At 70.2% G+C, this 9,159-nt stretch carries 8 protein-coding genes; 1 reads left to right on the top strand and 7 read right to left on the bottom strand.

Annotated elements, in window-relative coordinates:
• The 7 genes from CVO96_RS19315 to CVO96_RS19285 all read right to left on the bottom strand — a co-directional run.
• Positions 1–710, bottom strand: a 710-nt coding sequence (locus CVO96_RS19315) for an NAD-dependent epimerase/dehydratase family protein (protein ID WP_103314089.1), incomplete at its 3' end; no start/stop codon positions are given.
• Positions 698–1,468 carry a nucleotidyltransferase family protein gene (locus CVO96_RS19310; RefSeq protein ID WP_103314088.1) on the bottom strand — a complete coding sequence of 257 codons (771 nt, stop codon included), beginning with the start codon at positions 1,466–1,468 and terminating at the stop codon, positions 698–700. The genes CVO96_RS19315 and CVO96_RS19310, both read right to left, overlap by 13 nt.
• Positions 1,469–1,584: 116 nt before the next feature.
• Positions 1,585–2,577, bottom strand: coding sequence for a GDP-mannose 4,6-dehydratase (locus CVO96_RS19305; protein ID WP_103314087.1), 993 nt, complete (start codon positions 2,575–2,577; stop codon positions 1,585–1,587).
• 104 nt (positions 2,578–2,681) lie between these two features.
• On the bottom strand, positions 2,682–4,055 hold the full coding sequence (locus tag CVO96_RS19300; protein WP_103314086.1) for a hypothetical protein: 1,374 nt from the start codon (positions 4,053–4,055) through the stop codon (positions 2,682–2,684).
• 69 nt (positions 4,056–4,124) lie between these two features.
• Positions 4,125–5,588, bottom strand: a complete 1,464-nt coding sequence (pelF, locus tag CVO96_RS19295) for a GT4 family glycosyltransferase PelF (RefSeq protein WP_103314085.1) — start codon at positions 5,586–5,588, stop codon at positions 4,125–4,127.
• An 18-nt stretch (positions 5,589–5,606) separates the two neighbouring features.
• Positions 5,607–5,858, bottom strand: a complete 252-nt coding sequence (locus tag CVO96_RS19290; RefSeq protein WP_103314084.1) for a hypothetical protein — start codon at positions 5,856–5,858, stop codon at positions 5,607–5,609.
• 48 nt (positions 5,859–5,906) lie between these two features.
• The gene (locus CVO96_RS19285; protein WP_103314083.1) at positions 5,907–6,689 is read right to left on the bottom strand and encodes a winged helix-turn-helix domain-containing protein; all 783 of its coding nucleotides are present in this window, start codon (positions 6,687–6,689) and stop codon (positions 5,907–5,909) included.
• Between the two features lie 983 nt (positions 6,690–7,672).
• On the opposite strand from CVO96_RS19285, the gene CVO96_RS19280 reads away from it, so the two are divergent.
• Positions 7,673–9,040 carry an AfsR/SARP family transcriptional regulator gene (locus CVO96_RS19280; protein WP_133161866.1) on the top strand — a complete coding sequence of 456 codons (1,368 nt, stop codon included), beginning with the start codon at positions 7,673–7,675 and terminating at the stop codon, positions 9,038–9,040.
• Positions 9,041–9,159 lie beyond the last annotated feature (119 nt).

Below are 9,159 nucleotides of genomic sequence, written 5' to 3'. Positions count from 1 at the left end.
CTGATGCGGGCCAGGCTCCGAACCAGCGTGCGGGCTCGGATCGCCTCGCCACGCCCCACGTTGAGGAGCGGCTCGGCGGCCGGGGCGCGCAGCACAGCGAGCACCGCGCGCGCCACGTCCCGGGCGTCAATGAAGTCGCGCGCCGCGCCCAGGTCGCCGAACTCCACCCCGTCGGTGGGAGCCTCCAGCGCCTGCCGGAACTGCTCGGCGGCGCGGCCCAGCAGGGTGTGGGCACTCTGCCCCGCGCCGACCGGGTTGCCCACCCGAAGCACATGCACGGACAGGTCGGCGGCGGCCTCCAGCAGCGTCCGGGTACCGGCCAGCTTGCTCTGGCCGTAGGGAGACTCGGGGCGGGGGGGCATATCCTCGGTCACGGCGCCCGGGTAGACGCCGTATTCGGCGGCCGAGCCCAGGTGCACCAGATGGGGCGGTGAGCGGCGGCCCCGCGCGGCCTCCACCAGCCGCTGCACCAGACCGGCGTTGGCCTGCTGGAGTTCCTCCGGACTGCCCCGGATACGGCCCGCGCAGTTCACCACGGCGTCGGGCTGGGCGGCGTCCAGCAGGTCGCGCCAGACGCCCGCCTCGCAGCGCGCGAGATCGGTGTCGTGCGAGCGGGGCCCGGTCATCACCTGCAGGTCGTCCTGGGCGGCCAGCAGGGCCTGCACGGGCCGCCCCAGGAAGCCGCTGGCGCCCAGCATCAGGACGCGCACGGCGCCTCGCCGCGGAATTCGCTGGCCGCGGGCCCGTGCAGCACATGCAGGTGCGGCAGCAGCTGGTACTGCAGCTCGGCGAATTCCGCGTTGGCCCGGTCGTAGTCCTCCGGACGGCCGATGTCGAGCCAGTAGCCGCCGAAGGGGAAGGTCGAGGGCGCTTGGCCCCGCCGCAGCAGATCGCCGATCAGGACGTCCACCCCGAGCGACTGGCCCGCCGCGTAGCCCTGCAGGGTCGCGCGGTCGAGGGCGTAGATGCCCATGCTGACCTCGAAATCGATCACCGGCTTCTCGCGGAACCCCACGATATGCCCGCTCTGCACGTCCAGCACCCCGAATTCGGAGCTGATCCGGCGGTGGTAGGTGGCCACCGTGATGGGCGCGCCGCTCTCGGTGTGGGCGCGGTGCAGCGCCGAGAAGTCCAGATCGGTCAGCACATCGCCGTTCATCATCAGGAAGCGCTCGGGCAGGTCGGCCAGGATGGGCAGCACCGGCCCGACCGTGCCCAGCGGTTGATCCTCGCTGACGTAGCTGACGTCGAGGCCGAAGCGGTGGCCGTCACCGATGAAGGCGCGGATCAGGCCGCCCATGTGGCCGATGGCCAGGGTGACGGACGTGACGCCGTGGTGCCGCAGCTGCAGCAGCAGGATTTCCAGGATGGAGTAGCGGTCGCCGATCGGCACCAGCGGTTTGGGGACGCAGGTGGTGTAGGGGCGCAGACGGGTACCTTTACCTCCGGCCATGATGACTGCGTGCATAGGGTTCCTCCTCGGAAGGGGCGATGTGGGGGTGCGGCGTGGGGGAGGGGGAGCGGGAGCAGGAAACGCCGTGCCGGGAACTGGATGGTGAAACGGGACTCAGACGGTGCAGGGGATCAGACGTTGTAGAGGCCGGTCTTGTAGCGTTCGAGGTTGCGCGGATTGCCGAACCAGTCGACGGTGCGGCGCAGGCCGTCGCGCAGGGAGTGGCGGGGCCGCCAGCTGGTGAGCCGGCACAGGGCGCCGTTGTCGCAGACCAGCCGCCGCACCTCGGAGGCGGCCGGGCGCACCCGCTCGGCGGTCTGCTCGATACGCACGGGGCGGTTCATCACCTCGGAGATCAGCTGGATCAGGTCGCCCACGCTGATCTCCTTGTGGCTGCCGGCGTTGAGCGTGCGCCCCAGCACCTCCGGCCCGGCCGTGCCGACCGCCAGGAATGCCGCGGCCGTGTCCTGCACGAAGGTGAAGTCGCGGGTCGGGGTCACGTCGCCGACCTGCACGGCCGGGGCGTCGGCCGCCAGCTGCGAGATGATGTTTGAGATCACGGCGCGCGCCGACTGCCGGGGCCCGTAGGTGTTGAAGGGCCGCAGGGTCACCACGGGCAGGTTGTAGCTGAGCACGTAGCTGCCCACCAGATGATCCGCCGCCGCCTTGGACGCCGCGTAGGGCGACTGCGGGTGGATGGGGTGGTTCTCGCTGATGGGCACGGTCTGGGCGCTGCCGTAGACCTCGCTGGTGGAAGTGTGGACGACCCGCGGGGTCTCGTACTGCCGGGCCGCTTCCAGGACGTTGAGCGTGCCGCTGACGTTGGTCTCGATGTACGAGCGCGGCGCCTGGTAGGAGTACGGAATGGCGATCAGCGCCGCCAGGTGGTAGACCGTCTCGGCCCCCTTCATCAGCGCGTTGACCGAGCCGGGATCGCGGACGTCGCCGAGTTGCACGTCCACGCTGGCCAGCACCTCCGGCGAGAGGGTCTCGAGCCAGCCCCAGGAATTGAACGAGTTGTACTGCACCATGGCCCGGACTCTGGCCCCGCTGGCGACGAGCGCCTCGACCAGGTGGGAACCGACGAATCCTTCTGCTCCGGTGACGGCGACGAGTGAGGTCATCTTGACTCCTTATGGCGGCGCCGGGCGCCGGCCTGAACGGGATGGAGGGGGGCTCGGACGGGATCGACGGCGAAACGGGGAAGAGGGAAAGCGGAGAGAGACAGTCAGCGGTAGGTGGCGGGCACGCGCAGCACCCGGAGCACCCCCAGCCACAGGACACCGACGCTGAACAGGGCCCCCAGCAGCGGCGCCGCCGCCAGCCCCGCCGCGTGGCACAGGAGGTACACCAGGCTGCCCAGCAGCCAGGCGGCGCACACCACCCACGGCTGCCCGACACTGCTGACCACCGTGCCCAGCAGCAGGGCGCTGCCATAGGCCGCCAGCGGCAGCAGGGCCGTGAGCAGCACTCCGGAGCCCGGCCAGGTGCCCAGCAGCGGCGTGAGCAGGTACAGGCCGTAGAGGCTGCCCAGGGCCAGCAGGTAGGCCCCCCAGAGTCCCAGCAGCGCCCGCTGCGAGGCCCCGGCCAGCCGCCGCAGATCCCCGTATCGGTGCGCCAGTAGGCGCAGCCGGGACTGGAAGCGCAGGCTCACCACCTCCAGCGGGCCGACACTGAGGATCACGGGGAGCAGGGCGGCCGGGCCCAGCTGCGCCCACAGCGCGGCGCCGAAGGCCAGGGTCAGGAACAGGGCACACAGCCAGCCGGCCCCCGCGTGCGCGAGCGTGACGTGCCAGGGCGGCGGCGGGATCTGCAGCCCGCTGGGCAGCCGGGTGGGCACGCCCAGCGCCGCCAGGGGCAGTAGCGCGGCGCAGCCCAGCGCCACCCAGGCGCTGTTCCAGTCGGTGGGGCCGGCGCCGGACAGGGCGGGCGCCACCAGCAGCGCCAGGCAGGGCAGGAAGCCCAGCGCCGCGAACAGCGGCCGGCCCAGGATCAGCAGCGCGGCGAAGGCGGCGCAGGTGGTGCCGCCCACCCAGCCGACCAGCGCGCCGATCAGGGCCGCGTCCAGGCGCGGCTGGTTCAGGGCGGCCACCAGCGCCCCGGCGAGGGCGGTGAGCGGCCCGCTCAGGGCGGTGGCCCTCCACAGGAACCACTGCTGGGGCGCGCCGGTCTTGCGGTAGCCGATGCTGGCCATGCCCTGGCCCCAGCCCCAGCCGAGCACCACCGCCGAGAACAGGGCCACCGAGGCGCCGGGCAGGCCGGAGAGCAGCGGCCCGGCCACCGCCAGCGCCGCGCCCGGCAGGGCATACAGCAGCCCGCGCGGCAGCAGGCCCCAGAGCGGCCCCGTCTCGGTTCCCACGGCGCTCCGGGGCGCCCGGTAGGGAAGGTGCGTGTACAGCGCCTCGGCGCAGGCGAAGACGTTCTGCAGGCCATAGCGCTCGCGGGCGATGTCGTCGTTCAGGCCGTTGGACTCCAGCGCCGCCGCGATCTCCTCGGGCTGGGTGGCCTGGGCACACAGGTGTCTGAACTCGCGGCCCAGCCGGGCGACGCTCGGGCTGGGAGGCGCCTGGGCGCCCGGGGGCGTCACGGCGACCACGCTCATCAGGCCCCGCCCTTCCCGGTCGTGCCGGGCTGCTCGGTTTCATCAGGCACTTCGGGGCGTCCAGACATCTCAGGCTCCCACGGCGGCCGGCAGGCGGCCCAGGTCGAGCAGTTCGTCGTACATCCGGCGGTAGGCCTCGATGCAGTGCTGCAGGGTGAAGAGTGTCAGCACGCGGTCGCGTGCCCGGCGGCTGAGGGTGTGGCGCAAGGTGTCGTCGCGCAGCAGCTCCAGGCAGGCGTCGGCGAAGGCGTGCGGATCACGCGGGGGCACGACCAGGCCGGTGTCGCCGACCGCCTCGCGCACCCCGCCCACGTCGGTCGCGACCATCGGCCGCCCGGCCGCCATCGCCTCGATCACCGAGTAGGGAAAGCCCTCGGAGATGCTCGACAGCGCCACCACATGGCCCGCCTGGTAGGCCTGCGCCACCGAGGGCACCCGGCCCTCGAAGACGGCGGCGTCGTCCAGGCCGAGGTCGTGGATCAGCTGGCGGCAGGTCTGCTCGTAGGCCTCGTTGCCCTGCGGCACCGGGCCGAACATCCGCAGCTGGGCCGCCGGCAGGTGGTGCTGCACCAGGGCGTGTGAACGGATCAGGGTGTCGAGATCCTTGATCGGGTCGATGCGGCCGACCCAGGACACGGTGGGCAGCGCCGGCTCGAGTTCGCCCCCCGTGAACAGTTCCGGATCGATGCCGTTGTAGACCGGGCGGAGCCGGCTGGGCTGGGCGCCGAAATGCAGCTGCCAGCGGGTGTTGAAGTTGGAGGCGGGCGAGATCAGGTCGGCCTTGAGGTAGGCGGCGCGCGTGAGCTGCATGTAGAAGCGCAGCAGCAGCGCGCGGGGCGCCGCCGAGAGGTAGCGCGACGGCGGCGACAGGTAGCGCTCACGCAGGTACATGCCGTGCTCGGTGAGGATAAAGGGCGTGCCGAAGGCAGCCTTGGTCGCCAGGGCCGGCAGCACCGAGAGGCCGTTGCTGACCGCGTGCGCGAGGTCGCAGCCGCCCACGGGATGCCCCAGCGGCCGCAGCAGATGCGAGAGCCACATGCTGGCGTCCAGGGCGTCGGTGACGCTGGGATCCGGCACGATGGCCCTCTGGCGCAGGCCGTTCGTCACCGGGGTGACGTGGCGGCGCCAGACCTCCAGCAGCAGCCCGACGTTGCCCGGATCGGCCAGGGCGCTGTCGAGGTCGGCCCGCAGCGCGAACAGGCTGAGGTCTCCCAGCGCCTGCGCGAAATCGGCGCTGGCGGAGGCCTCGTCACTGAGCATGGCGCCGATCAGGCGCTCGTAGATGTCCCGAAACGTCGAGCGTTGGGCCGCACTGAGCCGCCGGGTGGGCGGGTTCTCCCAGAGCGGCACGATCCGCACCTGCCGCACGTTGGGCGGCACGGCGCAGCGCACGACCTCGTTCAGACCGCTCAGCGCCAGCACATGGAAATCCGTGTCGGGCAGACCGGTGAGCAGCTGGTCGCACCACACGCTCACGCCCCCGGCGTACAGCGGGTAGGTGCCTTCGGTGATCAGGGCCACTTGGGTGGGCACAGGGCTCGCTTCCGCCGCTCAGTAGTCGATGCCGAGAGAGTGGGGCGGACTGCGGCGGGCCCGCAGGCGTTCGGTGAGTTCCAGGTCGTCCACCCGCTGCCGGAGTTCGGCGCAGGTCTGGAGCAGAGAGCGCACCAGGGTGACCAGCTCCGGGCTGGTCGCGTCGGCTGGGGGCGCGGCGGCCTGTTGATCCACGGGCGCCTGAACCCCAGTGGGTGTGGCCGGCCAGGGGCGCTCGGCGGCGGGGCGGGAGAGCGGTTCGGTGGTCATGACATCCTCCTGAGGTGGGGCGGTCGGGCGTGGACGGGCAGGCCAGTGCTAGAACAGCTGAGTCAGGTGCGCCTTGAGGGCGAAGCCCACGTTCACCGAACGAGGCTGACGGCGGGCGTCGAGGGCGTAGCCCTGCTGTGGCGTGCCGCGCAGCAGGAAGGCGGCCGAGTGGGCGGCGAGTTTGCGGCGCAGCCCGGCGAGGTGGGCCGGCACGCCGCGGCACTGGGCCAGGGTCGCCAGCGAGGAGCAGTCGATGGCCTGACCGGGCCGCTGCATCAGGGTGCACAACAGTTTGAACTGGGTCGCGGTCAGGCCCAGGGGCTGGCCGCCGTACCAGGCCTGGCCCTCCGAGAGATCCAGCCGCAGCCGACCTACCACCAGCGACTCGGCCTGAACATGAGGAAGATGAGCGATCAGCAGCGCCCTCTTCTCGGCGGCCGAGAGCCCGGCCGCCATATAGGCGCACGCTCCCCCCTGGGCCAGCAGCCAGGCGGTTTCCAGTTCGGGAAGCTCCGGCCCCACGACGATCAGCGGCGCGAGCTGCAGGCTCCACAGCAGGGCCGTGAACTGCGTCAGCGGCACCTCGCGGGGTCGGTACTCGATGAGGGTGAGATCGGCGCCGGTCGCGGCGAGCCCGCCCACTGCGAGCCCGCCCAATGCGGTCGTGTCACTCAGCTCGGAGGGCGAAGCCACATGGATGACGGCGCAATCGAGATCCGACAGGATGCTCCGGAGCGAGGTCACGGCAGGCCCGGACGGGCCGATCAGGCAGACGGTCTGGGCGGGCTTGAGCCGGGCACTCACAGGAAGGGTCACGGGGATATCGGTCATAGGACGTCGACCTCCAGGCTTCTCACCACTGGGCCTCGTCAGTCGAGGACGACACCAGCAGGTAGACGCGTACCGGGGGGTAGGTGGGACAACGGATTGTGAGGGAAGGAGGGGGATGAGGCGGGGCGCCTCGGACACATGGTCTACCCCGGGCGGCACTTTCAGGTGACAGAACAAGGAGGTCGCCCGTCCCCAAATCGATCTGGAAATGTGCGATTTTCCACAGCGTCCCTTTCACCCACGACAAGAAAGGCTGCAGTGGACGGCAGACAGAACCGCCCCTCCGCCGCTGACCCCTCATCTGACCTGTAGCCAGAACTCACCGGCTTCTCAGTTGATTGCTAAATCTCATGAAGACTGCTTTAATAAGTCTCTATCTGTCTCATTTGCAGGAGGGACGTCCATTGCTTCGAACCGTTGAATGTCGTCGCATCACCCCTCTGAAATCGATTGCGGCCCGCAGAAAGATGGCTGCTGACACGGCAGCGCCGTCGGAGCTTCGCCGGGGGGCGGGCGCCGATCCGGCCTGGAGACGACCTATGTCCAGCGAATGAGTCATTCGGACACAATTCTCATGACACGGGGCTGACCTGACCAGTTGAGGAAGCCGACAGGCTGGGCAGTTCGGGAAAACGGCGTGCAGGTGGCCGTGAACAGGGTTGCCCTCCACCCGGCACTTCACCACAGTTATAGGAAAGGATTTTATGCAGACCGAAAGCTGGCATCATGAAGACTCTCATAAGCCGGGGGGGTGCTCCCTCCATGTGGGGGGACGGCCGGCAGTGAACAATGGACGGAACCGGCGTCGTATGGAAAAGGTCTTCTGGTGAGTCTGCTCCAGAACTGGCTTCCGGCCATCCGCCTGCCCCCCCCAGGCGCCTGAGCTGCTCCGGCCACTGCACATTCCAGCTTCTGGCGGCGCTGTTTCTCTGTCCACTGATTCGCACTCTGGTCTACCGAGGTCTCCGGGGGGAACACTCACGATGACGACAGCGACTGCGGCACCATCTCCCGCCCTCTCGATCGCCGTGAGGACACTGGGGCACCAGCAGGTCGTCCTGGCAGGCCGGGCGGTATCATGGCCGTCTCAGGCGGCGCGTGACCTGTTCTTCCTGCTGCTCAGCGATCCACGCGGCCACACCCGATCCGACCTGATCGACCTGCTGTGGGGGGAATCCGAGACCCGGGACGGCAGCAACAACCTCAAGGTCACGCGCTACCGGCTGCGGCAGGCGCTGGGCGATCCGGACGCCATCCTGGAGCAGGACGGCCGGCAGGTACTGGCCCCGCGCTACCACGAGTACGCCGATCACACCCGGTTCCAGCGGCTGCTGACCCAGGCCCGGGGCGCCGACGACCGTGAGCGGCAGCTGTCGTACACCTACCAGGCGCTCAGTCTGTACGAGGGCGAATATCTGCCGGATCAGACCGCGCCCTGGGCCGACGACATGCGGAACACCCTGCGAACCGTCTATGTCCGCGCCCGGCTGGAGCTGGCATCCCGCCACTGCGACGCCGTCGAGTGTCAGGCGGCTGTCCAGAACCTGGCCGGGGCGCTGCGGGCCGACCCGCTGGTCGGCGAGCAGTACCACCGCAACCTGATGGGCTGCCTGGGCACGCTGGGCCGCGCCGATCAGGCGATCACGCACTTCCGGCACTTCCTGACCTTCATCCAGCGCGACGTGGGCGACACGCTGGCGCAGGGCACCCTGACGCTGGCCGATCAGCTCAAGAGTGGGGAAGTGCATTCGGTTCAGCACATCGGCAGCGACCTGCCCTGCCCCCGGCGGATTCTGCATGGCCGGCCGCAGGTGGATCAGCGTCACAGGCCCCCCTTCGACCTCAGCCACTGGGAAACGGAACTGCTGCGCGGCCGGCAGGTCTTGTCGTTGATGCAGAAGCTCAGCCGTGTGCACAGCTGGCCGCTGCTGGCGCGGCTGGTGCAGGAGTTCCTGGCGGCCCGGCTGCCGACCCCCTACGTCTGCCTGCTGCCCCACGACGTGAACCCACAGCGCTCCCTTCTGCCCGGAACCGGCCCGGTCGCCGGATGGCCCACCGCCGTGCTCAGTGCCGTGCAGGCCGAACTCGACCGTGTGACGGGCCAGGGTACGGCCCGTTCAGGTGGAGCGTACCCCGCCCACGAGCCGGACAGCCGCCGGCCTGTGCTGATCCACACTGTTCACGACCCGGCCGCACAGCCCCTGGGCTGGCTGTGCGTGGCCCGCGCATCCGAGGGCGCCGACCTCAGCTCCGGCGACACCGAACTGCTCGCCCGGGTGGCCGAGGCGCTGTGCTACCTGCTGTCTCAGCCGCACTGGACGCCACGGCCGTCACCGAAGCGACCGAACTGAACCCACGGCCATCCGATCCACACTGGGTTCCGCTCGTCCGGGCACGGTGGTTCGGTTTCGGCCGATTGAACCCTACGGATTCCACTCCATTCCGGAACACTCGTAAGAGCACCGGGGGT

Source organism: Deinococcus koreensis (assembly GCF_002901445.1).
Classification (GTDB): Bacteria; Deinococcota; Deinococci; order Deinococcales; family Deinococcaceae; genus Deinococcus; species Deinococcus koreensis.
The sequence above is the reverse complement of the archived record's forward strand: the minus strand, read 5'-3'. Positions and strand labels throughout refer to the sequence as shown.

What these genes read in the sequence shown, in the direction of transcription:
- CVO96_RS19310 (WP_103314088.1), bottom strand. Translation starts at nt 1,468, where the DNA reads ATGCACGCAGTCATCATGGCCGGAGGTAAAGGTACCCGTCTGCGCCCC.
- CVO96_RS19305 (WP_103314087.1), bottom strand. Translation starts at nt 2,577, where the DNA reads ATGACCTCACTCGTCGCCGTCACCGGAGCAGAAGGATTCGTCGGTTCC.
- CVO96_RS19300 (WP_103314086.1), bottom strand. Translation starts at nt 4,055, where the DNA reads ATGAGCGTGGTCGCCGTGACGCCCCCGGGCGCCCAGGCGCCTCCCAGC.
- CVO96_RS19290 (WP_103314084.1), bottom strand. Translation starts at nt 5,858, where the DNA reads ATGACCACCGAACCGCTCTCCCGCCCCGCCGCCGAGCGCCCCTGGCCG.
- CVO96_RS19285 (WP_103314083.1), bottom strand. Translation starts at nt 6,689, where the DNA reads ATGACCGATATCCCCGTGACCCTTCCTGTGAGTGCCCGGCTCAAGCCC.
- CVO96_RS19280 (WP_133161866.1), top strand. Translation starts at nt 7,673, where the DNA reads ATGACGACAGCGACTGCGGCACCATCTCCCGCCCTCTCGATCGCCGTG.